The 24,447-nt window shown below is 45.5% G+C and carries 26 protein-coding genes and 1 pseudogene; 22 read left to right on the forward strand and 5 right to left on the reverse strand.

The window, feature by feature from the left end:
- Positions 1-68 precede the first annotated feature (68 nt).
- The 6 genes from PO771_RS07060 to PO771_RS07085 are packed head-to-tail and all read left to right on the forward strand — an operon-like array spanning position 69 to position 6,525.
- Positions 69-1,064: a beta-ketoacyl-ACP synthase III gene (locus PO771_RS07060; protein WP_272562558.1), complete on the forward strand. Its 996-nt coding sequence runs from the start codon at positions 69-71 to the stop codon at positions 1,062-1,064.
- Positions 1,054-2,229 carry an ATP-grasp domain-containing protein gene (locus PO771_RS07065; RefSeq protein WP_272562559.1) on the forward strand — a complete coding sequence of 392 codons (1,176 nt, stop codon included), beginning with the start codon at positions 1,054-1,056 and terminating at the stop codon, positions 2,227-2,229. The genes PO771_RS07060 and PO771_RS07065 overlap by 11 nt, the downstream gene beginning before the upstream one ends.
- Positions 2,226-3,245: an NAD-dependent epimerase/dehydratase family protein gene (locus tag PO771_RS07070; protein ID WP_272562560.1), complete on the forward strand. Its 1,020-nt coding sequence runs from the start codon at positions 2,226-2,228 to the stop codon at positions 3,243-3,245. Before PO771_RS07065 ends, PO771_RS07070 begins: the two co-directional genes overlap by 4 nt.
- Complete coding sequence (locus PO771_RS07075; protein ID WP_272562561.1) at positions 3,217-4,062, forward strand: MBL fold metallo-hydrolase; 846 nt, start codon at positions 3,217-3,219, stop codon at positions 4,060-4,062. Before PO771_RS07070 ends, PO771_RS07075 begins: the two co-directional genes overlap by 29 nt.
- Entirely contained in the window at positions 4,059-5,378 is a 1,320-nt protein-coding gene (locus PO771_RS07080) for a F390 synthetase-related protein (RefSeq protein ID WP_272562562.1), read from the forward strand. The genes PO771_RS07075 and PO771_RS07080 overlap by 4 nt, the downstream gene beginning before the upstream one ends.
- A complete protein-coding gene (locus PO771_RS07085) occupies positions 5,371-6,525 on the forward strand; it encodes a GNAT family N-acetyltransferase (RefSeq protein ID WP_272562563.1) in 1,155 nt (384 codons plus the stop codon). Before PO771_RS07080 ends, PO771_RS07085 begins: the two co-directional genes overlap by 8 nt.
- Positions 6,526-6,716: 191 nt before the next feature.
- Here PO771_RS07085 and PO771_RS07090 read toward each other — a convergent pair whose 3' ends face one another.
- Positions 6,717-7,466 carry a formylglycine-generating enzyme family protein gene (locus PO771_RS07090; protein WP_272562564.1) on the reverse strand — a complete coding sequence of 250 codons (750 nt, stop codon included), beginning with the start codon at positions 7,464-7,466 and terminating at the stop codon, positions 6,717-6,719.
- Positions 7,467-7,743: 277 nt separating this feature from the next.
- Between PO771_RS07090 and PO771_RS07095 the strand changes: the two genes are divergently transcribed.
- The 7 genes from PO771_RS07095 to PO771_RS07125 all read left to right on the forward strand — a co-directional run bounded on the left by PO771_RS07095 (position 7,744) and on the right by PO771_RS07125 (position 15,371).
- Positions 7,744-7,995, forward strand: coding sequence for a YlmC/YmxH family sporulation protein (locus tag PO771_RS07095; protein WP_272562565.1), 252 nt, complete (start codon positions 7,744-7,746; stop codon positions 7,993-7,995).
- Positions 7,996-8,790: 795 nt separating this feature from the next.
- Positions 8,791-9,702 carry a dipicolinate synthase subunit DpsA gene (dpsA, locus tag PO771_RS07100; protein WP_272562566.1) on the forward strand — a complete coding sequence of 304 codons (912 nt, stop codon included), beginning with the start codon at positions 8,791-8,793 and terminating at the stop codon, positions 9,700-9,702.
- Positions 9,686-10,285, forward strand: coding sequence for a dipicolinate synthase subunit B (locus PO771_RS07105; RefSeq protein ID WP_272562567.1), 600 nt, complete (start codon positions 9,686-9,688; stop codon positions 10,283-10,285). Before dpsA ends, PO771_RS07105 begins: the two co-directional genes overlap by 17 nt.
- Positions 10,286-10,345: 60 nt before the next feature.
- Entirely contained in the window at positions 10,346-11,389 is a 1,044-nt protein-coding gene (locus tag PO771_RS07110) for an aspartate-semialdehyde dehydrogenase (RefSeq protein WP_272562568.1), read from the forward strand.
- Between the two features lie 13 nt (positions 11,390-11,402).
- Positions 11,403-12,629 carry an aspartate kinase gene (dapG, locus tag PO771_RS07115; protein ID WP_272562569.1) on the forward strand — a complete coding sequence of 409 codons (1,227 nt, stop codon included), beginning with the start codon at positions 11,403-11,405 and terminating at the stop codon, positions 12,627-12,629.
- Between the two features lie 18 nt (positions 12,630-12,647).
- On the forward strand, positions 12,648-13,511 hold the full coding sequence (gene dapA / locus PO771_RS07120) for a 4-hydroxy-tetrahydrodipicolinate synthase (RefSeq protein WP_272562570.1): 864 nt from the start codon (positions 12,648-12,650) through the stop codon (positions 13,509-13,511).
- A gap of 189 nt (positions 13,512-13,700) precedes the next feature.
- Positions 13,701-15,371, forward strand: coding sequence for a ribonuclease J (locus PO771_RS07125; RefSeq protein ID WP_422664985.1), 1,671 nt, complete (start codon positions 13,701-13,703; stop codon positions 15,369-15,371).
- A gap of 97 nt (positions 15,372-15,468) precedes the next feature.
- Here PO771_RS07125 and PO771_RS07130 read toward each other — a convergent pair.
- Positions 15,469-15,657, reverse strand: a pseudogene (locus PO771_RS07130) (tyrosine-type recombinase/integrase); the annotation flags it as partial.
- 62 nt (positions 15,658-15,719) lie between these two features.
- On the opposite strand from PO771_RS07130, the gene PO771_RS07135 reads away from it, so the two are divergent.
- Positions 15,720-16,280 (forward strand): DUF1697 domain-containing protein, encoded by a 561-nt coding sequence (locus tag PO771_RS07135; RefSeq protein ID WP_272562572.1) that lies wholly within the window; start codon positions 15,720-15,722, stop codon positions 16,278-16,280.
- 120 nt (positions 16,281-16,400) lie between these two features.
- On the opposite strand, the gene PO771_RS07140 is transcribed toward PO771_RS07135, so the two are convergent.
- The gene (locus PO771_RS07140; protein WP_272562573.1) at positions 16,401-16,889 is read right to left on the reverse strand and encodes a hypothetical protein; all 489 of its coding nucleotides are present in this window, start codon (positions 16,887-16,889) and stop codon (positions 16,401-16,403) included.
- Between the two features lie 404 nt (positions 16,890-17,293).
- Here PO771_RS07140 and PO771_RS07145 point away from each other — a divergent pair, with 404 nt between their 5' ends.
- The 3 genes from PO771_RS07145 to PO771_RS07155 all read left to right on the forward strand — a co-directional run bounded on the left by PO771_RS07145 (position 17,294) and on the right by PO771_RS07155 (position 18,470).
- Positions 17,294-17,497, forward strand: coding sequence for a hypothetical protein (locus tag PO771_RS07145; RefSeq protein ID WP_272562574.1), 204 nt, complete (start codon positions 17,294-17,296; stop codon positions 17,495-17,497).
- Positions 17,498-17,521: 24 nt separating this feature from the next.
- Positions 17,522-18,265, forward strand: a complete 744-nt coding sequence (locus PO771_RS07150; RefSeq protein ID WP_272562575.1) for a hypothetical protein — start codon at positions 17,522-17,524, stop codon at positions 18,263-18,265.
- A gap of 76 nt (positions 18,266-18,341) precedes the next feature.
- A complete protein-coding gene (locus PO771_RS07155) occupies positions 18,342-18,470 on the forward strand; it encodes a hypothetical protein (RefSeq protein ID WP_272562576.1) in 129 nt (42 codons plus the stop codon).
- A gap of 39 nt (positions 18,471-18,509) precedes the next feature.
- Here PO771_RS07155 and PO771_RS07160 read toward each other — a convergent pair whose 3' ends face one another.
- The gene (locus tag PO771_RS07160; protein ID WP_272562577.1) at positions 18,510-19,361 is read right to left on the reverse strand and encodes a LysR family transcriptional regulator; all 852 of its coding nucleotides are present in this window, start codon (positions 19,359-19,361) and stop codon (positions 18,510-18,512) included.
- 140 nt (positions 19,362-19,501) lie between these two features.
- Between PO771_RS07160 and PO771_RS07165 the strand changes: the two genes are divergently transcribed.
- The 3 genes from PO771_RS07165 (at position 19,502) to PO771_RS07175 (ending at position 21,504) form a co-directional block, all read left to right on the forward strand.
- Positions 19,502-20,464, forward strand: coding sequence for a DMT family transporter (locus PO771_RS07165; RefSeq protein WP_272562578.1), 963 nt, complete (start codon positions 19,502-19,504; stop codon positions 20,462-20,464).
- Positions 20,465-20,594: 130 nt separating this feature from the next.
- On the forward strand, positions 20,595-20,918 hold the full coding sequence (locus PO771_RS07170) for a PadR family transcriptional regulator (RefSeq protein ID WP_272562579.1): 324 nt from the start codon (positions 20,595-20,597) through the stop codon (positions 20,916-20,918).
- A complete protein-coding gene (locus PO771_RS07175) occupies positions 20,905-21,504 on the forward strand; it encodes a DUF2812 domain-containing protein (RefSeq protein ID WP_272562580.1) in 600 nt (199 codons plus the stop codon). The genes PO771_RS07170 and PO771_RS07175 overlap by 14 nt, the downstream gene beginning before the upstream one ends.
- A gap of 108 nt (positions 21,505-21,612) precedes the next feature.
- On the opposite strand, the gene PO771_RS07180 is transcribed toward PO771_RS07175, so the two are convergent.
- Positions 21,613-22,128 carry a sensor histidine kinase gene (locus PO771_RS07180; protein WP_272562581.1) on the reverse strand — a complete coding sequence of 172 codons (516 nt, stop codon included), beginning with the start codon at positions 22,126-22,128 and terminating at the stop codon, positions 21,613-21,615.
- Between the two features lie 374 nt (positions 22,129-22,502).
- Between PO771_RS07180 and PO771_RS07185 the strand changes: the two genes are divergently transcribed.
- Both PO771_RS07185 and PO771_RS07190 read left to right on the forward strand, forming a co-directional pair.
- Entirely contained in the window at positions 22,503-23,144 is a 642-nt protein-coding gene (locus PO771_RS07185) for an HhH-GPD family protein (RefSeq protein ID WP_272562582.1), read from the forward strand.
- A 115-nt stretch (positions 23,145-23,259) separates the two neighbouring features.
- Positions 23,260-24,414 carry a DNA cytosine methyltransferase gene (locus PO771_RS07190; protein WP_272562583.1) on the forward strand — a complete coding sequence of 385 codons (1,155 nt, stop codon included), beginning with the start codon at positions 23,260-23,262 and terminating at the stop codon, positions 24,412-24,414.
- The last annotated feature ends 33 nt before the right edge of the window (positions 24,415-24,447 follow it).

Consider the following 24,447-nt stretch of genomic DNA (forward strand, 5'->3'; position numbering starts at 1 on the left):
ATTTTACCTTACCTTATAGAAAAAGACCGTAGACTACTAGGTTCGTGGAAGAGGAGATACAGGTTTATATGGAAAGACAGATTAAAGTGCTTGGAACGGGGGCTTATCTTCCCAAGCGCCGGATAATGGCGGAAGAACTGGATCGGAAGCTTGGGATGCGAGATGGATGGACTGTGAAGAAATCAGGTGTGGCAGTTCGGCATTATGTGGATGGGGAAACAGCTTCGCAAATGGGAGCGGCGGCTGTCCGGGAGGCGCTGGCGGTAGCTGGATTAACATTTGCTGATCTGGACTGTCTTGTGTGTGCGAGTGGTACAGCACAGCAGGAAATTCCGTGCACGGCCGCTTTAATTCAGGAACAGTTGGGAGAAGGCATGTCTGGTGTGCCGTGCTTTGATGTGAATTCTACCTGCTTAAGTTTTGTCACAGCACTTGATACGATGTCCTATCTTGTGCATGCAGGACGATATGAACGAATGGTGATTGTCTCAACGGAGATTGCTTCAGTCGGGTTGAACTGGTCCCATAAGGAAAGCTGTGTGTTGTTTGGTGATGGTGCGGTGGCTGTAGTGATCGGGCGAACGCCAGCAGGAGAGAGCTCGCGTGTGCTCACTTCCCATATGGAAACGTATAGCAAAGGAGCGCATTTGTCTGAAATACGCGGTGGTGGTTCCATGATTCATCCGCGTGAATATGTACAGGGGCGAGAAGAAGACTTTGCGTTTGATATGGATGGCCGGGCGATTTTTCGTTTAACGTCAAAGCTGATTGATGGGTATGTAGAGCGTTTGTTTGCCGGGACCGGACTTACGATGAGCACATTTGATCTGGTGATTCCGCATCAAGCAAGCGGTATGGCGATGCGAATTATGCGGGAGAAGCTGGGTATTCCCAGGGAGCGGTTCATGGATGTGATCGGGCAGTACGGAAATGTAATCGCAGCTTCGATTCCTCTTGCCCTGCATGAAGCGATTCAGCAGAAGCGCATGCAGCGCGGCGATACGGTACTGCTGATCGGTACATCTGCCGGGCTGTCGCTCGGAGGTGTAGCTTTTGTCTACTAGTCGGACGGTATTATTAACAGGTGGGCGTGCTCCTGCCACACTGGAACTTGCCCGGATATTGCATCTAGCCGGGCATCGGGTCTTGATGGCGGAGAGTTTTCGGGCGCATCTATCGCGTCGCTCGCGCAGTATCGCTCGTTCGTATGATGTGCCCTCACCGCGCTATGAAACAGAGGCGTATATGGAACGCCTGTTAGATATCATTCGACAGGAAGATGTGGGTGTGCTTGTTCCGACGTGTGAAGAAACGTTCTACATTGCCTTGCATCGGGAGAAGCTTGCGCTGCATTGTGAGGTGTTCACAGCGGACAAAAATATGCTGCTGGAGCTGCACGACAAATATGCGTTCATCCAGAAAGCAGCCCACCACGGTTTTCGTACGCCGCGTACTTACCTGGTGGAATCACCGTCTGCGCTGAAGATGCTGCAGAAGGAATGGAACTCGACACAGCCGCTGATCGCCAAGCCAGTGTACTCTCGCTTCTCGGCTCATGTTCGCCTATGCGAAAACCCCAGTCAACTGCTGGCGCTATCAGAGGAAGTATCGCCATCTGTCCCGTGGGTTGTGCAGGAGTATATTCCAGGTGTGCAGATGTGTACGTATACAGTTGCGCACAAAGGACGTGTCGTATTGCATGCCGCCTATCGCAGTGTGTACACAGCCGGGCAGGGGGCGACGATTTATTTTCGTCCAGCGTTTGTGCCAGAACTTGCGGAACAGGTGGAGCGGTTTGTACAGGAGACGGGATTTCACGGGCAGCTCGCATTTGATTTTATAGAAGAGGAAGGCAGCGGAGAGTTCGTGGTACTGGAGTGCAATCCGCGCCTGACAAGCGGGATTCATCTGTTCAGCGGACGTCCGGAAGTGGCCTGTGCATGGCTTGGGCTGACCGATCAGATGCTCGTGCCGCATGCGGATGCGGCGGCGATGCTCGGGCTGGCGATGGTATTGTACGGCCTGCCGCATGTGCGGTCCCGTTCGCAGTGGCGGGCCTGGCGTACGGCTGTTGCCGAAGCGCAGGATGTGATCTGGCGAGTCGATGACCCACATCCATTCGGGCAGCAGTTTGTGTCGTATGCCGCACTTGCTGTACGTGCGTGGCGGTTGGGTACAAGTATGATGGCGGCTTCGACAGATGATATTGAATGGAGTGTGAGACCATGAAACCGGATGTACTGGTAACCGGAGCGACTGGCTTTCTCGGGCAGCGGCTGGCTCGATGCCTGCATGCGGACGGATACCGTGTGACAGCGACTGGGCGAAACAGCATAGTAGGAGAGAAGCTGGCGGGTGTAGGAATCGGATTCATTCCGGCTGATCTGGCGGATAGCGAGGCAGTGGCGGCGCTCTGTAAGGGAAAGACGTATGTGTTTCACAGCGCGGCTCTCTCTTCTCCGTGGGGGAAGTATCGGGATTTTTATCAGGCAAATGTAGTGGGGACGAAAAACATCATCGCAGGGTGTCAGACGCACGACGTAAGCAGATTGATCCATGTCTCCACACCGAGCGTGTATTTCGCCTATGAAGATCGGTTGAACATTCGGGAGGATGAGCCGCTCCCGCAGCGGTTCGTAAATCACTATGCGGCAACGAAGTTTTTGGCGGAGCAGGAAGTGGAGCGAGCGGTAAAGAGCGGTCTGCCTGCTGTTATGATTCGGCCGCGTGCTTTGTTCGGACCGGGGGATACGACCATTCTGCCGCGTCTAATTCGGGCGAATGAGAAAAAATTCGTGCCGCTTATTAACGGCGGACAGGCGCTCGTGGATGTGACGTATGTGGATAATGTAGTAGACGCATTGCGGCTGGCTGCGGTTGCACCGGAAACAGCGCTCGGTCAGGTATACAACATTACGAACGGGGAACCGCTTAGGCTGATCGATCTGCTTACGATGCTATTCGCTCGGCTTGAACAGCCGTTTCGCCAGAAGCACTTGTCATTTACTGCGGCGTATCGTCTCGCCTGGCTGATGGAGATGGCATCCCGTACAGTGTTATTTGGTCGGGAGCCGATATTGACCCGATATTCGGTCGGTGTGCTGGCAAAAAGCCAGACGCTTGATATTTCGCGTGCGCGGGTAGAGCTTGGATATGAACCACGTGTTTCGATTGAAGAGGGGCTGAATCTTTTTGTGGATGGGTGGCGAAAACAGCATGACTGCAATTACGCTCACGATATTTGATACGGGGTACTGCCGCCAGCTTGAAGCGATCTCGCTGCGCGGCGGGGAATGGAGAATGGTTCCGTTTCATGCGCTGGCTTTTGGGATCAGCCACCCAGAGCGCGGCCTGGTGTTGTTTGATACAGGATATACGGGACATTTTTTCGATGCCTGCCGCACGTTTCCGCTGTCGCTATACAGTAAAGTGACGCCAGTGTGTACGCACCCTGCGCAAAGTGTCGCTGCGCAGCTTCAAAACCAGGGATTGGACCCGGCATCTGTGCGAACGGTGCTGCTGTCTCATTTTCACGCGGATCATATTGGCGGGGTGCGGGATTTTGGGCAGGCAGAGTTTGTTTGTATGAAAGAAGCGTATGAACATGTGCGAGAGCGGCGCGGGTTTGCCGCTGTTCGGCACGGGTTTTTGCCACCGCTTCTACCGGATGATTTTGCGGAGAGAGTACGATTTGTAGATGAGCGAGAAAAAGTGTTGCTATCGGATAAGTGCTGTCCATTCACGGAAGCGTATGATGTGTTCGGGGACGGGAGTGTACTGGCTGTCGAATTGCCGGGACATGCGGTTGGGCAGTATGGCGTGTTTCTGACTGATGAGAATGGGCAGGATATCTTCTTATGTGCGGATGCGGCCTGGTCGAGTCGGGCGTACCGGGAGAACATGCTTCCGCATCCGCTTGCCTCTTTGATTATGTCAGATGTGTACGCATATCGGGAGACGCTTGGGAAGCTGCACGAGCTTCATCGAAGGAACCCAACACTCCGCATCTATCCGACACACTGTGCGGACGTGTGGCGTCTCAGTCAGGAGGGACAAGCATGAACAAATGGACCGTACTGGCACAGTACATCCGCACTACCTCTCGCATGCGTCGCTTTCGAACCCGCGAGGCGCTTATGGATTGGCAGGAGCGGCAGGTTCAGCAGCTGCTTGCGTATGTGCTACCGCGTTCGTCCTTTTACCGCGAGGCGTTTGCCGGGCGTAGGATGGAGGAGTGGCGCCTGCTTCCACCTGTGGAGAAGGCGGAGATGATGGCGGAGTTTGATCGGTGGAACACGGTGGGAGTGACGCGGGAAGAGGCGTTTTCTACTGCGTGGGAAGCGGAACAATCACGGGATTTTACACCGGTCGTTCGGGGGATTACGGTCGGGTTATCATCCGGCACGTCAGGCAATCGTGGTCTGTTTCTTGTGAGCTCGGATGAGCGGGCACGCTGGGCGGGAACAGTGCTTGCCAAGCTTTTGCCTGGACCGCTCTGGCAGCGGCATGCCGTGGCGTTTTTCTTGCGGGCGAATAGCAATTTGTACACGAGTGTAGGAGGACGGCTGATTCGATTTGAGTTTTTTGACCTGCTTGATCCCTTGACGGTCCATATCAAACGGCTGGAAACGTATCAGCCGACGATTCTAGTTGCTCCGCCATCGATGCTGCGTTTGCTGGCAGAAGCGTACCGTGCTGGCACGCTTGCCATGCCTGTTCCACGCAAAATTATCTCCGTAGCGGAAGTGTTAGAGCCGCTGGACGACCTATACATACAAGAAACATTCGGGCAGCAGGTGCATCAGGTGTATCAATGTACCGAAGGGCTGCTGGCGGCGACGTGTTCACATGGGACGCTACATGTGAATGAAGATGTGCTGCTGCTGGAAAAAGAATACCTCGATGACAAACGGTTCACGCCGATTATTACCGATTTTTCGCGGCTGAGTCAGCCCATCATTCGCTACCGGCTAAATGATATTCTGGTCGAAAAAACGGAGCGATGTCCGTGCGGCTCAGTGTTTATGGCATTAGAGCGAATAGAAGGGCGGTGTGATGATGTGTTTTATTTGCCGTCTATTCAGTGTGCGGATGAGATGATCTCGGTATTTCCTGACTTTATTCGGCGCGAACTGATTGCCGCATCTCCGTTGATTCTCGAATACAGAGCTGTGCAGCATGCGCCGGATTGCATCCAGCTGTCGCTAAAAACAGAAGGACCGCTGGAAGTGATAGAACCGCTCGTACGCCGTCGATTTGCTGCACTATTTGCTTCGCTTGGCTGTTGTATGCCTGAGCTTGTGGTCGGGTCATATGAGTGGGTGGGCGGCGACCGAAAACTGCGGCGGGTAGAAAGGAAGCAGTTCTCTCATGATTGAATCGATCCGCTTGTATGATTGTACGAACATTCAGGAGCTACCGTGGGAAAGGATGCGGGATGGGGCATATGCAAAAGCGTATATGCTTCCGCTTATGAAAAACGGAGCTTGTACGTACATATCGAATGTGCAGACGACCGTGCTGGCGCTTACGGTAGGAGATATCGTCATGCCGGTAACGGTTAATGGAGCAGAGTACGACAATTCGTATGTATGCTCGCCGTATACGCATTATGTGTCTTACGCGGAGGAAGAGCTTGCGATGCTGAAGTCTCCGCTGCTCGAAAAAACACTTAGGCTTCTGCTGCGCGGTGTAGGTAGTGCGATGCGGACGAGCCGGGTAAACAAGATTGTATATGTGAACAATTGGTTGCTATCGACGAATCTGTACGAAGCGGAAAGCGCGCGGTATGCTTCCGAGATTGTAGAGTTTTTAGGCAAGCGTTTCCCAAATCATATCATTGCCTTCCGTTCGCTTAATCGTAAGCTTTATGCGGATTGGTGTGAAAAATTAGAAGCGTGTGGATGTTTGCTGGTGGGGAGTCGGTATGTATATGTATTTGACCCACAAACGATATCGATCATGCCATCGCGTGTTCGTAATACGCTGCGCCGGGATGCGAAGCAACGGGTGCGGCACGGGTATGAAGTGGTACGAAGCGATGAGATGACGATAGAAAATATGGAGCGGTTGGTCGAGTTATACCGGGAATTGTATATTGATAAATATTCGGTGCACAATCCGCAGTTCACCTCTGATTTTCTGGAGCAAGCGCGGCGTACGGGGATTTTGACATTGATTGGGCTGCGCCGTGCTGGACAGATCGATGGGGTGCTGGGCTATTTTCAGCGCGGTGGAGTTATGACGACTCCGGTGTTCGGGTATAACATGTTGTTACCAAAAGAAACAGGGCTGTATCGCATGCTTTCAAGTGTATTGGTGGAGGAAGCGGTAGCAAATGGACTTTTGCTTCATCAAAGTGCTGGAGTCGGGGCGTTTAAAGCAGACCGAGGAGCAGATGGGGTGCGGGAATATACGGCTGTTTATGTGAATCACTTGCCGCGTTCCCATAGGTTCATCTGGTATATTCTTGCGATGCTGATTGAGCGTATTGGATTTCCGCTTGTGGAGAAATACAAGCTGTGATCGCAATTTACGGAGCTATATTAAAAGAGATGATTGACAGGTTTAGACTTTTCCAACATGTAGTGGAGAAGGAAGGAACCCGTTGTGTAGAAATAATAAAGTCGTTCAATTTTGATATGATAAAATGAACAACCTTCCATTCATCTAATAAATGGAAGGTTGTTAAAGTTGTTTAATTCGTAATTTTATAATTATAAAGTGATTGATCTAGCAATTCTAAATCCGATATCATCTATATAAAAATCAGGCATACTCTTACGGCGGCAAGTAGCTCCACAGCCACGTTCTTCTTCCGCCCAACTTCCTCCGCGAATTATTCTGTAAGTACCAAAGGTTTCTGCATCGTATAAGTCCCAGCACCACTCCCAAATATTACCGATCATATCATACAAGCCCCATTCATTAGGCATTTTCTCACCAACTTCGTGTACCCGTTCGTTAGAATTATCTTTATACCAAGCAATTTCATCAATTTCACCATACCGATATCCTTTTGATTTTGCCTTACATGCATATTGCCATTCAGCATCTGTCGGTAAACGAAAACCATTAGTACCATAATTGCAAACAACTTCTTTACTTTCATTATCAAAATCATAAAACTTGTCATAACCCAGCGTATCAGACAGTAAATTACAAAAATTCACTGCATCTATCCATGAAACATTAACAACTGGTTTTCGAGCCTCAGTCGTTGTTACTAATTTCTTTCCCATAATAATCGCATAAAGTTCTTCTGTCACTGTATATTTGGCAAGATAAAATGGCTCTATCTCAACATCCCAAATAACTTCCTTTAAATTTTTTCTAATACCCGGCATTCCAAATTTATAGTTTGAACTAATCCATTTTTGCTCGTTTCGGAAATCTCGTAGGTGGGTTTCTCCTTCAGGAATATACACCATTAAATCTTTTACGTAGTCATTTAAGTTAGCTAACATTGCCCTCTCCTAGTCTTGAATTAATGTTTTTAGATACATTATGGTGTTTTATTCGGATTTATCTTGAATAAAGGTGCCCGTTTATTGAAGATTCGATTGCTGAATTTTCTATACGATTATTATAAACAATATCTAAAAAAGCCGACACTAGATTCAAGTATCGGCTTCTCTCTTCTCTACTCCCACCACCAAAGTTGCTCTATTTTCTAGCCAAAGTGCATTTCTCCACCTGAATACCAATATATATGAAGAAAGGTGTACAGGGGGAGGCATGTAAATGCGCTATAGTGAATTAGGTGGCAAGGAGATCATCAATCTTGATAATGGAGAACGGATGGGAGTTGTCGGGCAGTCCGATCTGGTCATTGACTCGAAAACCGGCTCTATTGAATCGATTATCGTGCCGCATACAGGCATGCTCAAAATCGGACGTAAAAAAGACGATGTGATGATTCCGTGGAAATCAATTCGGAAGATCGGCAGTGAAATGATTATTGTCGAGCAGATGGAGGAAGGGGAGGAGCGATAGGAAAAGTGTGGTGGTGGAGACGGGAAGAGAGAGGTTTGGAGCTGTTTTATGCGCTTCGGGGGAGTGATGACTGTCCGCTCCAGAATCCCGGCGGACTCGCCTGCAAAGCGCTTCCGGAGACGAAGCTATAGGAGCAATTGCAGGCAAAAGCCCGTCCGTCGGTCTTCTTCCGCTAGGCAGGCACATAAAAAGGCTTCCGCACCTTCTCTCTTCCCGTCTCCAACCGCATTTTGCTATCCTCCCACTTTATAAAGAGAAAAACATAAAAGACAAGTCTTGAAGTGCCTCGGGTGCCGCAAAGCGGCAGTGGGGCACTTTTCTTTTTTGTTTTTCATCGAAGTGATACGTGAAAGTCTGTTTTATTGTGTAAGTAACAAAGTATGTTGGGAGCCTAGCGGAGAAAAGCAGCGGAACGCTTTTACGCGACAAGCTTAGCGGAAGGCGTTCAGCAGACGCATTTTTGCCCGCAAGCTTCCATGAATAATCCTCTTCGCTCCCCATTTGCGGGCGCGTCTGCCGGACGTCTGGAGCGGACAGTCATTGCTCCTAGCGGAGCGTAACGCAGTGACGAGGCTTTTCTCCGCTAGGACTCCCCCTCCAAACTTTGTTAATTACCACCAACCCCCAAAGCAAACTTTCACAGATACATATGGGCGATTGTCACCATCAGGCAGGGGTGGGAATACGATGAGGGTAGTAAAAGCAACGAATTCCGGGAAATCATGGCGTATACGCTCGTTTTTTGCTTTATCTTGCTGAAACTTTGCAGTAGAATGGTTTGAAAGGGGTTATCATATGTTAACGGGAATTCATGCTGTCTTCATTGGCGGAGATGCCCGCCAACTTGAAGTCATCAAGAAATTCATCGAACTCGATGCCGCGGTAACCCTCATCGGCTTCGATACATTAGAGAGCAACTTTAATGGTGCCATTAAGCGCCCGCTCTCTCCTGACTTCTTGCACGATGTGGATGCCTTAATTTTACCGATTATCGGTTCAGACGACAGCGGGAAGGTTGAAAGTATTTTTTGTTCGAAGCCGATCCAGCTCAAGGATGAACATTTCGCGGCGCTGCCTGCACACTGCTGCCTGTATGCGGGAATTGCCCGCAGCTTCCTTAAGGATGCAGCAGCTAGACATGGGCTTAGTCTGCATGAATTGATGAACCGTGATGACGTTGCCATCTACAACTCGATTCCGACTGTAGAAGGCGCGTTGATGGTGGCAATTCAAAATACAGACTTTACCATTCATAATTCAATAAGCCTTGTGTTAGGCTTAGGCCGTGTTGGGATTTCCATGGCTCGTGCGCTGCATGCGCTTGGAGCACACGTTCGTGTTGGCGCCCGCAACCCTGCCGATTTGGCCCGTATTTTTGAGATGGGATTAACACCATTCCATATCGATAATCTGGCTGAACAAGTGGACGAAGCGGATTTGATTTTTAACACGATTCCGCATCCGATTATTACTGCGCAGGTGATTGCAAACATGCAGCACCATGCGCTTGTTATCGACCTTGCTTCCAAACCGGGCGGTACGGATTTCCGGTACGCCGAGAAGCGAGGCATTAAAGCGATCCTCGCCCCTAGTCTTCCCGGAATCGTTGCGCCGAAAACGGCGGGACAGATTATTGCGAACACACTGTCGCAGCTTGTTTTCGATGAAGTGGGAAACAGGAGGGATCAAGATGGATCTGAAGGGTAAAACAATTGGGTTTGCGCTAACTGGTTCACATTGCACATTCGCGGAAGTCATGCCAGAAGTACAGCGTCTTGTAGACGCAGGTGCCGAGGTTGTACCGGTGATTTCTCATACGGTCGCGACGACGGATACGCGTTTTGGCAATTCAAGCGACTGGCAGCAGCAGTTACGCACGATTACTGGCAATGAGATTATTTCCACAATCGTAGCCGCGGAGCCGCTTGGGCCTTCCAAACGGTTTGACGTGATGGTAATTGCACCATGCACTGGCACATCACTGAGCAAGCTGGCCAATGCGGTTACCGATGGAGCGGTCATGATGGCTGCGAAAGCGACACTGCGCAATTTGCATCCGGTTGTGCTAGCGATCTCAACGAATGACGGATTGGGCCTAAATGGTGCCAATATTGCGAAACTTGCGGCAACGAAGAATATTTACCTCGTGCCGTACGGTCAGGATGCCCCTGCCGCGAAGCCGAATTCGCTTGTTGCCCGCATGGAACTTATCAAAGAAACGTGCGAGGCAGCGCTAGATGGACGGCAGCTTCAGCCCGTACTCGTTGAGAAATTCCGTTATATGAAATAATATTTTTCATAGATGAATTCTGTGCATCCCTGCATAGACAACATGTAAAGGAGTGGGAAGATGGAGAATCAAAAAGGATATCATGTAGCAGTCGTAGGCGCTACCGGCGCAGTAGGAGAGCAAATGCTTAAAATGCTAGAGACGCGGCAGTTCCCGCTCGCTTCTCTTAAATTGTTGGCTTCTGCTCGTTCAGCAGGTAACACTGTTCAATTCAAAGGACAGGACATTGTGATTGAAGAAGCAACACCAGAAGCGTTTGAAGGTGTACAGATTGCCCTGTTCAGCGCAGGTGGCAGCGTGAGTAAGGCGCTTGCTCCAGAAGCAGCAAAGCGCGGTGCCATTTGTGTAGATAACACAAGTGCATTCCGTATGGACCCGAACGTTCCGCTTGTTGTGCCGGAAGTAAACCCGGACGCAATGGCAGATCACAACGGCATCATTGCTAATCCGAACTGTTCAACGATTCAAATGGTAGCCGCTATTGAACCGCTTCGTGCTCGCTATGGACTTGAGCGTATCATTGTGTCAACGTATCAAGCTGTATCCGGTGCAGGTGCCAAAGCGATTCAGGAACTGAATGATCAGACGAAAGCCATTGTGAATGGCGAGGAAGTAAAAAAAGAAGTCCTTCCAGTAGGTTCCCTGCCGAAGAAGCACCAGATCGCATTCAATGTCATTCCACAAATTGACACGTTCCTCGATAACGGGTTTACGAATGAAGAGATGAAAATGGTGCGTGAGACAAAGAAAATCTTTAGCGATGAGTCGATTGCAGTGGCAGCAACATGCGTGCGTATTCCGGTTGTTAAAGGCCATTCTGAATCCGTCTATGTAGAACTGAAAGAAGACTTCGAACTTGAAGACGTACGTCGTCTGCTAGCGGAAGCACCGGGCATCGTGCTACAGGACAATCCGGAAGAACAAGACTATCCGATGCCAGCTGATGCGGCAGGTAAAATCGAGACATTCGTAGGTCGCCTGCGTCGCGATCTCGATAATCCACGCGGCTTGCACATGTGGATCGTTTCAGATAACCTGTTAAAAGGCGCGGCATGGAATGCCGTACAAATTGCGGAGGAGCTTGTTGCACGCAATTTAGTATAAGGAGTTTTGCAGCATGAGAATTCTGGTACAAAAATTCGGCGGTTCGTCTTTGACAACCGCCGATAAGCGTGAACGCGCTATCGCACACATTCGGCGGGCGCTTGATGAAGGCTTTCGGGTGTGTGTCGTCGTGTCCGCGATGGGACGCAAAGGCGACCCGTATGCGACCGATACACTGCTTAGTCTCATTCGAGAGAACGGCAATGCGCTCGGAAAACGCGAGACGGATATGCTGATGAGCTGTGGAGAAATCATTTCGGCAGCTACGATGGCAAGTATGCTCAACGCACACGGGGTAACAACAACGGTTCTAACAGGAGGCCAGGCCGGCATCCTGACGAACAATGACTTCACGAATGCACAGATTGCGACCATTAATCCAGAACGCATCATTCGAGAACTAGAGCAAGACAAGGTCGTAATCGTTACCGGATTTCAGGGAAGAACGACCGAATGGGATACGACAACACTGGGCCGGGGCGGTAGCGATACATCCGCGACAGCACTCGGTGTGGCCTTGCATGCCGAAGTGGTTGATATTTTCACCGATGTAGAAGGCATCATGACAGCAGACCCGCGCATTGTAGAAGAGGCACGTCCGCTCTCGGCGATTACGTATACGGAAATCTGTAACATGGCCTACCAGGGAGCGAAAGTGCTGCATCCACGCGCTGTGGAAATTGCGATGCAGACGAATACACCAATCCGCGTCCGATCTACGTTCTCCGATGAAGAGGGAACACTTGTGACAAGTGTAGCGGAAGCGAATCGGATCGCCGGGGAAGTAAATGATCGTCTCATTACCGGTATCGCACACGTATCCAACCTGACACAGGTAAAGGTTATGGCCAAAGAAGGTCAGTATGACCTGCAGATGAAAGTATTCAAGGCGATGGCAGAGAATGAGATTAGCGTTGATTTCATTAACGTGAATCCAATCGGAGTTGCTTATACAATCCATGATGAAATGGTCGATAAAGTTGTGACTGTTCTCAATGAGATGGGGTATGAGCCTAAGCTTGCACGCCATTGTGCGAAGGTGTCGATGATTGGAGCTGGCATGGCCGGCGTGCCAGGTGTAATGGCGCGCATTGTCGAGACGCTGACAAAAGAAGATATTCAGATTTTACAGTCGGCAGATTCACATACGACGATCTGGGTGCTTGTGCGCGAGACCGATATGGTTAGAGCCGTGCGGGCGCTGCACAGAACGTTTGATTTGGATAAAGTGCGATTTTGAGGAGGAGAGTAGAAGAGTATGTTTGGCAGATTAGTCACAGCGATGGTTACCCCGTTTGACGAGCAGCTTCAGGTAGATCGTGCAAAAACAGAAGCATTAGTAGAGCACTTGATTGCGACCGGTACAACCGGACTTGTTGTAGCTGGCACAACAGGAGAATCTCCAACCCTGACAGCACAAGAGAAGCTTGATCTGTATCGCCATGTGGTTGAGATTGTAGATGGCCGCATTCCGGTTATCGCCGGAACTGGAAGCAACAATACAGCTGCTTCAATTGAAATGACAAAAAAAGCAGCAGAACTGGGCGTAGACGCGATTATGCTTGTGGTTCCATACTACAACAAGCCGTCTCAGGAAGGACTGTATCAGCATTTTAAAACTGTGGCAGAAAGCGTGCAGCTGCCTGTTATGCTGTACAACATTCCGGGCCGCTCTGTTATTAACATGACAGCTGACACGGTTGTAAGACTAGCAGAGGACGTAACAAACATTGTTGCGATCAAAGAAGCAGGTGTAGACTTAAGCCAGATGTCGTTCATTATCGACCGTACGCCGGATGACTTTACGCTGTACACAGGCGATGACAAAATGACGCTGCCATGCATGTCTGTTGGCGGTCATGGTGTCATCAGTGTTGCCAGTCACGTGATCGGAAACGAAATGACGGAGATGATTAACAAGTTTGTCGCAGGTGACATTGCGGGTGCATCCGCATTGCACCGCAAGCTGCTCCCGATCTTCGAAGGATTGTTCATTGCAGCGAATCCGACGCCGGTTAAAGAAGCACTTGCACTGCAAGGCGTACAAACAGGCGGTGTTCGCCTTCCGCTCGTTGGTCTCACTGAGCAGGAAAAAGCATACGTAAAAAGTTTATTCGCATAATAAAATGGCTAAGAAGAGTGGCATACGTCCACTCTTCTTTTTTTACATATATATTGATTGATTTGGAGATAGTAATGTGTGATAGCACTTGTTTTTTGCTTAGGAAATCATGTATAATATTAACAAGTGAATGGGTTCGGTTTTTACATTGTTTGCTCGCATGTAACTACAACTGAATATTTAGGAGGAATGAATTTGTCTAAACTAAACCAGAAAGCTCTGTCGATTTTTGCTCTGGGCGGCGTGGGCGAAATCGGCAAAAACATGTACGTAGTTCAGTACGCGGATGACATCGTAGTAATCGATGCCGGACTGAAATTCCCCGAAGAGGAAATGCTCGGTATTGATATCGTCATCCCGGACATTACGTACTTGCAGGAAAACAAGGACAAGGTACGAGGGATCCTCATTACACACGGTCACGAAGACCACATTGGGGGTCTTTCGTATGTGTTACGCCGCATGAATGTACCCGTATACGCAACTAAGCTAACACTTGGTCTCATCGAAGGAAAGCTGAAAGAAGCGGGACTGCTTGGCGAAGCAAAGTTGAATCTGATTGATAACAAATCAGAAGTACAGCTTGGATGCTTCACAGCTTCGTTCTTTAAAACGAATCACAGCATTCCGGATTCTGTAGGCGTTTGCCTGGATACTCCAGAAGGTGTGGTTGTTCACACAGGTGACTTTAAGTTTGACCAGACGCCGGTGAATAACCAGAATGCAGATCTTGCTAAAATGGCACAGATCGGTGACCGAGGAGTATTAGCCCTTCTGTCCGATAGCACGAATGCGGAGCGCCCAGGTTATACGGGTTCCGAACGTGAAGTAGGCGAGGCGATTATGGAGCAATTCCATAAGTGCAGTGGGCGCATCATCGTTGCGACGTTCGCGTCAAACATTCATCGCATTCAACAGGTTGTAGACGCTGCCGCGCGCTATGACCGCAAAATTACAGTGATTGGCCGCTCGATGGTAAACGTTGTGAACATCGCGGTAGACCTTGGGTACTTGAACGTACCAGAAGGCATGCTTGTTGAACCGGAAGAGATTAATAAGCTCCCGGCTGAACAGGTTGTCATTCTGTCGACAGGCAGCCAGGGTGAGCCAATGTCCGCTCTAACACGGATGGCACGTTCTGCACACCGTAAAGTGGATATTCTTCCGGGAGATACTGTACTCATTGCTGCTACGCCGATCCCAGGCAATGAGAAGTATGTAGCCCGTACGGTAGATCAGCTGTATCGCATCGGAGCCGATGTGGTATACGGCAGTGACATTCACGTATCAGGTCACGGCAGCGCAGAAGAACTGAAGCTGATGCTGAACCTGATGAGACCGCAGTACTTTCTCCCAATTCACGGGGAGTTCCGGATGCTTCGTCAGCACGCCATCCTCGCCGAACAGTGTGGTGTCCAACCGGAAAACATCTTCATGCTCGACAATGGAGATACTGTGGAGATTCAGAATAACCGTGCACGCTATGGCCCGAAAGTTCAATCGGGTATTGTCCTCATCGATGGTCTTGGCATCGGCGATGTCGGCAATATCGTACTGCGTGACCGTAAGCTGTTATCCCAGGATGGAATTTTAGTCGTTGTAGTTACATTGAGCAAGCAAAACGGAACAATTCTCGCAGGACCGGATATTATCTCGCGCGGCTTTGTATATGTCCGCGAGTCGGAAGCACTTCTCGATGAAGCGAATCGCATTGTAGGACAAACGTTGCAGCGCTGCATGGATGAGAATGTGAATGAGTGGTCATCACTGAAAACGAATGTTCGCGACGCGCTGGGCCGCTTCTTGTATGAGCAGACTCGCCGCCGCCCGATGATCCTTCCGATTATTATGGAAGTGTAAGGTAAACACGGAATATAGGAGCTGGAAACCCTTGATACGACTGGGTTTCCGGCTCTTTTTAGTTCTATAAAAGTACCGTTTGACCACATTTAGCATGCTAAAGCGATTTTTGTGTGGTATTCTTCATGGCAACATCAAAGTTTTGAAATAGGTTTTTCTGCATAGTAGGCAGCACATGAGCGTATGTGTTCAGCGTAATATTTACATCAGCATGCTCCAGACATTCAGATACTACTTTTGGATTTTCACCGAGCTGCAGCAATAGAGTAGCGTGTGTATGCCGTAAAACTAGGTATTAAGCTATGTATTTTTATGATCTCTACATTTAAAAAGAGGGTAGTGGGATAGATGACGATTTATATTGCACTGTTACGAGGTATCAATGTAGGTGGAAAGAACATAATCAAGATGGCTGAATTGAAGCGAACGTTTGAAGCAATGAATCTGAGTCGAGTTCAAACGTATATTCAAAGTGGCAACGTTCTCTTCGAATCGGAAGAGGAGAAAGAATCGTTACGCAGGCGGATCGAACATGAGATAGAGGCGGCTTTCGGTTTTGTAGTAACAGTTGTTTTAAGAACGGCCGAGGAGCTGAAAAGGATTGTCGCAAATTGCCCGTTCTCGGAAGAGGAAATCTCTGAAGCTAAGGCATCGTCCGAAGGAGAGAGCCTATATGTCTCGTTTTTGCTTGAAGAGCCTTCGCAGGAAGGGATTGAGCGGCTAGAGGCTTTCAAAAGTAACGGAGAAGAGTATCGAATTGTGGGTCGAGAGGTCTTCCTTTTATTCAGTCATAGTATACGTAATTCTAAGCTTGCCAACAACCTTCAGAAGCTAGATGTCCCAGCGACCGTACGCAACTGGAAAACGATAAACAAGCTCGTAGTCCTGGCAAGTGCAATGGAGAGTTAATATTTAAGCAGAAACGGAATTGAGCTTTATACTGCCGACTAGAATCAATCGTTCAATAAACAAAACCAGTCTAAAACTTTATTTTCAAGTTTTGAGGCTGGTTTTGTTTTCTTTGGAAATCTAACACATTACAATTATTCTATATGGAGTGGTTTGGGCTGGTATACTTCTTGTGGTAGGACCGTAGATAACAATTAGATTTCTGTTTGCAGGGTTTCGAGTAAAGACCTGATTGTTTGTCAGTAAGATTTGAGTATGCTGGCTAATATTTAATTTTAAAGTGCCATCGCTACTCATCAATTGACTGTCGAAATAGTCTACCTTTACATTTTGATATTGTGTATCCTTTGCCATAACAATAGCTTGAAATTGTGGTGGGTAAATGAGAGGTGCAGGTGCATTTGCATCATAATATCCAGTTACCCTATCTCCTAATGTCATCGTAACATGATCTACGAAGTAAGTAGTTGGTGTCACAACGAAATTTATAAGATTTCCCAATCCATCTTGTAAGGACATTAATTTATAACATCCTGATTCGTCATTTTCACTTATTTTAAAATCACTAATCATGGTTATAGTTCCATTAAAATACAGAAAATTATGCATATTTATTCCTCCTTTGGGATGTATGATTATCAAATATTCTGTTTTAACTATCCCTCCAAGTATGCCATAAATTATTTTGTTCCTTTTGCTACGTGTATCCCCTGTATAACTTTCTGTGTAAAGACCTATTCTAATTAGTTTTATGATGAAAGTCTAAAGGGTGTTACAATATCAGGGGTTTTATGTAATTTATATTAAAAAGCCCTTTTCATAGGGGTTCAGGTTGTCGAGAAAGTCTCGGCAGCTTTTTTATGAATAACGTTATGATTGAGTTAGCGTAACAGTATAACGAAATAGTCGCTTAATCTAATGCCGTTTCATTGGTTGACTTGTAACGTTAAAACTTAGTGTCATAGTGAAGGATAATAATTCCTTTTGTCGAACATATTTACAGGAGGAAATAGATGGTATTGAATGCTTTAAAGTTTACGACAGATACAAAATCGTTTAAAGAGTGGTATGTAGAGGACTATGGTAAGGGAGAAGGAGGCTGGCGGTTTGATTACAAGAGCGGATCGTATATGCTGTTTTTCTCTGCGAATACCAAAAACGAGAAAATAAATAGCATTGAAATTAGCAAATACAATCCAGGTAATATGCTGGATTAGACGAAAAATAATAGGGGGAGAATAATGAAAAAGCCAATCGGGAAGCTATCTTTAATTTTTCTGTTAGCAGTCATATTGTTTCCAATTATAGCAGCGAACAGGATAGTGGAAGCCGGAACAAACACAACATTGGTAGATAATATGAAAAAGAAAAGTCGTCAGTTTTTTACTATGAAAGATGCAAATGGTAAACCGTACACCGTTTATATTTTTTCTAATAATGAAAAAAAGAAGGTGACAAGCAAAGATCATACATGGGCAGGAGCAAGTGAGGGGGATATATGGTATACAGGTGATTATCAAATGGCTTTACAAGATAAGAGCCTGATAACTCTTCAGACACAAAGCGTAAAAGGATACGAATTTAATTATACACGGAAGATGATATATGTTATTCCATCAAAGAGTGTAGGGCAGCCAGATATTCTTTCGTTCTCTACAACAGAGTGTTCAAATTGCAGAGAAGCAAGGATGTACTACATAAAAAATGGTCAAATAGAAAAAGTTAAAGTAAAAACTGATGGTGAGATGAGTGACAGGCTATTCTATACAGAAAAGCCGAAGGTAGTCAGTAAAAACTTGTATCAATCAGTTACTCTTACTAATGCAGAGGATATTGGTGCTCATTTCAATACGTACTCGTTTAATCCCGAAAATGGGGTTATGACACTGACAAAAACAAAAAGTTATTTAGGCTATTATGCTGATGCAAAATGGAGATCTATTTATGACAAATGGAGATCTGACCCTAATTATATAGTCAAGTAAATATAACCTATTGATAAAAGCCAACTTTTCGGGTGAACCGAATGGTTGGCTTTTATAATTTCAGCTGAGCAAAGGAGTGCTTCAGGCAACGATCTTGATCGGCGATACAGTTTATACACATGCATGGGAGATTGCGAATGTACTCGGCTATCAGATTGGACGGGATGGAAAGACTCAAACAGCTAAACTGTCCCAAGGTAAGTAAAAGTGTAAGTTCTGGCTATATGTGCCCGGTTTTTCTTATTTAAATCACGAGTGCTTCATATAATTGATGCCCAATTTTTGCAGAACGAGTAGCAAGACAGATCGTTCGTGTACTTTCAAAATCAGTGATAGGCAAAGCGAACAGAGGAAGATGTCCAATATATTTTGCGACGAGTTCTGGCAAAATAGTAATTCCTGTTCCTGCCGCAACAGAACCAAGAATATATTGCTCAAATGCTACTTCTGCTACAATATTCATCTCATAACCAAGATGTTGAAAATGTTTCGCAATATATTGTCGCGTGCTGCATTGGTCAGGGTGTATGACGAGTGGCTCCTTATGAATATCTGCAATCGTAACAGAACTGCGACCATGGAAAGAGTGAGCCAAAGGGAAGATCGCATAATAACTCTCAGTAAACAACTTATAGCTTATAAGTGGCTCCTGCACATAATGCGACTCAACAAGAGCAGCGTCTAGTTCTCCTGTTTTTACAGAATGAACAAGATTGGCAGAAGCATGTTCGATAGTAATCTGGATAGGACGCTGATTGAGATGAAGGTCTTTTAGTCGAAAAGGTAGATAATAGGAAGCCAAGCTTGGTAAGGCACCGATCTTGATATTTGGACTGTCTTGGAATTGTTGTAACTCATGTTGAATGATCGTAAGTTCAGATAAAACGGGAGTAATTCGTTTTAGAAAAAACTTCCCGGCTTCTGTTAATTCTACCCCTGTAGAGGAACGTTGAAACAGTAATACACCGAGCGATGTCTCTAAATTGTGGATTTGTTTGCTAATTGCAGGTTGGGAAAGATTACGCTTTTCGGCAGCTTTAGATAAACTTTTATGCTCCGCTACGTCTATGAAACTATGCAGCCAGTCGTTATTCATATGGATCCCTCTTTGTTCTAACGATTTGTTATAACCTTAAAAGAAACGGGAATTTCAAATCATGTTTAATCCCTGATAAGCTTTTTGATAAGTTCAGTAGTACAAAATTATATCATATCATTGGGATCAGGAGGGTTGACATGAAGTCGCATCCATTATGGAAGGGTGTTTCATTATGCTTGATTACAGGTATAGCATGGGGAGGACAATTTCCTGTAGCCGGGAGCATACTACAACACATCAATCCATTTTATTTTGCGTTAATTAGATACGGAGTGGCCTCTGTTCTATTTTTATTGTTATTGCTGTTTGCGGAAGGTCCTGGATCATTTCGGCTAGAAGGAAAAGGGATAAAGCTATGGATTTTAGGGTCCATGGGATTTGCAGCATACAATTTTCTTGTGTTTCCCGGACAGAAAATGGCTGGGGCATCGGGAGCGGTGTTAACTTCTGTGATGATGGGATTTTCACCGCTCATAAGTGTAATGGTCATCATGGTATATAAGAAGATAAAACCACCTCTTTTTACAGTTTGTTGCATATGTACAGGTTTTATCGGGGTATTTATGGTGGTAACGAAAGGGGACATCAGTGGGCTTTTATCCGCAGGTGGGAATGGTATGTCATTCGTACTGATTCTTCTTGGTGTTATTTGTTCGGTGATTTACACCATTGGGGGTGGGATGTTTTCCGGATGGTCTTCGCTTCGTTATACTGCACTGACTTGTCTGCTAGGAACAGGAACAATACTGGTTGTGGTTGTACTAGGGACATGGATAGGAGTGCTAGCTGTTCCTCGTGTAGATCAATTGCAAGCGAATATCTGGTCACTCGCCTACATGATTGTGATTGCTGGAGTTTTAGCTTTTCTTTGCTGGAATGAAGGAAATAAGATTCTTTCCCCCATAAATGCGTCATTATTTATAAACCTGGTGCCTATCGTATCTGTTATGATATCGGTTATTCAAGGATATGCGATTCGATCAATTGAGATCATAGGGGCAAGCATAACGATTTCAGCTTTGTTTTTAAATAATTTATATCAGAGGAACGGGACGAGAATGGTAGCACTAATGAATGGGGTAAGAGGTAAGAAAGGTTGAGAAAAAGGTGAGAAGTCGTAAAAGACTCTCACCTTTTTTATTTATACAGTTGATATGTATAGTCTGACTGTATAAAATAAAACTATACAGTTTGGCGATATAGTTGAACGATATAGTGAGGTGGAGTGAGATGAATAGACATAAATTATTGCCATTAACCGAAACGATGAGTTACATTATGCTGGCATTGCAAGAGCCTGCACACGGCTATGTCATTATGCAAAAGGCCGAGGAAATGAGTGGCGGTGACGTACGGCTTGCTGCTGGAACTTTATACGGTGCGATTGAAAATTTAATGAAGCATGAACTGATTGAACGTGTCGAAACAGAGGATGCCCGAAGAAAAGTCTATGTTTTAACGGACAAAGGAAGGGAAATTTTACAGCTAGATATGCAAAGAATGCAGCATATCATCAATGTTTACAGAGGAGGAAATATAAATGAAGAAATTTAAGTGGTTTGTCGATATTCGTAAAGAAGAAGCTTGGCTTAATGAGCAACTGAAAAAGGGCTATGAATTGGTAAAAGTAAGTTCGTTAGGCTATTATCAATTCCAAAAAACAACGGATACGAATCAGGTCATTAAATTAGACTGTCAAAAACATTGGACAAAGGAAAAGTTAGAAACATACATCGACCTATATGAAGAGTTTGGCTGGAAACATGTTGCTGGCAGCCGATTTAGTTCTGTTCATTATTGGATCAAAGAGCAGGATGGTCATGATGAATTGTTCTCAGATTCACCATCAGCGGGCGCGATGCTGCATCGAATGGCTAGCTATTACTTTATGATGTTCGCAGCATTGTTGATCCTCATTCCTTCAGAAGGTGGAAAACTACTCTATTTGAATCCAAAGGCTGCTTACTTAACACCAGGATTATGGGAAAGACAAGGGAGCCATTTTGTTCAGTCCTTTTTATTTGAAACTCCGTTTGCCTTCATGCGTTTCGGTTCTACCTGGCTGTTAATCATCATGACAGTATTCTTTGCAATCAAATATACGAAGTGTAAAAAACAAGAAAAAACATTTGTTGAATAAAACAAATCCACCTACAGCTTTTGTAGGTGGGTTTGTTTGGATTAAGAATGTAGACCGACTGTTGTACACTGTGGGAGTTGAAATAAAGAGCACGTTCTCTGAGTTTCCTCACTCGCTCTGCGCATCGTTCTGTTCTTTATACGGAATAATGATTTGAACGGTTGTCCCTTTGCCAGGACTCGAAATGACTTCCACCGAACCATTTACTAAATGCGCACGTTCCTTCATTCCGAATAGACCAAGATTTGTTCCATTGGGTTTGTATTGTTTCGAGTCAAACCCTTTCCCATAATCCTCTATACTCATAATTATATACTCTTTATCATGATGAATATTTACCAGCGCGTGAGTTGTTCCTGAATGTTTAGCTATGTTCGTCAGTGCTTCCTGACATACCCTATATAGTACGGTCTCTACATTCGATTCATATCTTCGTTGTTTTTCGTCTGTTTTTAACTCAACATGAATTCCATATACCTGTCCATAGCGCTGAATATAAGAGCGGATAGCCGGAATCAACCCCAAATCATCCAAAACAGATGGCCGAAGCTCCACTGCAATTTTTCTCACCTGATCTAATGCCGTATTGGTCATCTGTTCGATTTCATCAATTTGCTCTTCCAAATCTCGGTTGTAAGATTGAGGGATCGAAATGTTTAAATTCATTTATATAGAATGGAAAACAGAAAAATAGGCTGATAAGAAGGGGCTCTCCCTTCTTTTTTTGTTTATAATTCCATCACCATATTCATCCTTCTTGTGATTTTATCCATTTTTCCTCCCACATACTTAGCTATTAAAATTTGAATCATCTCAGCAAATAAAGTATCACGTTAATAAATAATGCGCTTCGATTCCTTGTATGTGCCATAAAGACATTAAGGAGGAAGTTAAAGAGGCGATTACGACAAAACTGGATGAGGAACATAAGTTAAACATAATTTTGATAGCTAAAGGGAATACCACTGATGGTTTTTATAATTAAGGAGGAACAAGCAATGGTATCAGCTGATGAGTTTTGGGTGAATTTGCTTAAATGGTTCGAGTCAAATTCAAGAAGGTATTCATGGCGTGAAACTAAAAATCCTTTTCATATTTTAGTGGCGGAATTTCTTCTTCAGCAAACACATGTAAGAAAAGTTGAAGAAGTTTATAAAAAGCTAATAACTGAATATCCGTGCCCAAATGATTTAGCGAATGCAGAAATCGAAGACATCAGAAAAATTATACAAACTATAGGATTAGTATATAGAGCAGATAGGTTGAAAAAATGCGCAGAAATTATTGTCAGTAAATACGAAGGGAAAGTCCCATGTAATTTGAACGATTTGAAATCTCTTCCGGGTGTCGGAGATTATATTGCCCATGCTGTAATGTGTTACGGATATGGATTTCCAACTGTACCTATAGATACAAATGTAATACGCCTTTTTAAAAGATATTTCTGTTTAACTTCTAATAAACTAAGGCCTCGAAACGACCGGGTTCTAGCCGAAGATATAAGAAGTTTTTTTCCTGTAGAAAATACACGAAATGAAAATTTAGCTGTCCTTGATTTAGGAGGAACAATATGTACAGCGAATAAACCTAAATGCTCCATCTGCCCTCTTGAAAAAAGCTGTGCAAAAAAGGTGGATTAGTTTTATTTTTTTTTGAAAAATTGATAAGAGCACATACTTCTTTTATGCTGCTGCAAAAACTTGATGCTTGTACTATAATCTATATATACTTTGTTTTAAATTTGGAGGCTAAATAATGATTTTCCGAAAAGGAGAGTTTTTCAATGGTCCTGGGGGACTTGCGCTTGGAGCAAGCTGGGCTGAAGTTATAGATAGTATGGGAGAAGAATTTAGGGTAGTTCATCAGTGGTCTAATGACATTTGTGAGTATGCATGCCAAACTTATAGGAACAATATCTGCTCGGATAGACCGGAAACGGTCATTCAAGGTCCTGTTCAGGAGATAGATATTGAAAGTCTTCCTCCGATTGATGCCTTTTCCTTTGGTTTTCCCTGCAATGATTACAGCAATGTTGGGGAGAAGAAAGGAATGGAGGGAGAATACGGCCCTTTATATTCATATGGTGTGAGGGTATTAAGGCATCATAGACCTCAATGGTTTATTGCAGAGAATGTTAGTGGGCTTCAGAGTGCAAACGAAGGAAAAGCCTTTCTTAAAATTTTATCCGAGCTTGAGGGCGCGGGATACGATATTGTACCGCATCTTTATAAATTTGAAGAATACGGCGTTCCGCAGACAAGACACAGAATTATCATTGTAGGTATCCGCCGAGATTTAAATTTAAAGTTTAAGATCCCGGCTCCAACACACCTAAATCAATATGAGACAGCAGAAAGAGCTCTTACAGAACCGCCAATTGATGCAGAGGCGCCTAATCATGAATTTACTCGACATACTAAAAAAGTAATTGAAATGCTTGATTCGATTCCGGAAGGTGGAAATGCATGGCATGAAGCTATACCTGAACACCTGAGACTGAATGTAAAAGGTGCTCGGATGAGTCAAATCTATAGAAGGCTTCGTGCAGATGCTCCTGCATATACCGTTACAGGAAGCGGCGGTGGTGGAACCCACGTCTATCACTGGAGTGAATCCCGTGCATTAACAAACAGAGAGCGTGCAAGACTGCAAACATTCCCGGATGATTTCGTGTTTGAAGGAGGAAAAGAAAAGGTTCGCCAGCAGGTCGGTATGGCTGTTCCTCCGTTAGGTGCCAAGGTAATTGTAGAAGCTATATTAAAAACTTTTGCCGGTATACCATATGAGCATATAGAGCCTAAATGGAATATTGATGAGATGATAAAGAACTTTAGAGAAGAAGAAAAGAATGAAGAAATTAAGAAAGAGAAAGAAGAAGGGCAGATCGCTCTTTCACTCTCAGAAGTATAAGAAACATCAAAAGGCCTCCTTCAGCTTTAAGGA

Source organism: Aneurinibacillus uraniidurans, assembly GCF_028471905.1.
Classification (GTDB): domain Bacteria; phylum Bacillota; class Bacilli; order Aneurinibacillales; family Aneurinibacillaceae; genus Aneurinibacillus; species Aneurinibacillus uraniidurans.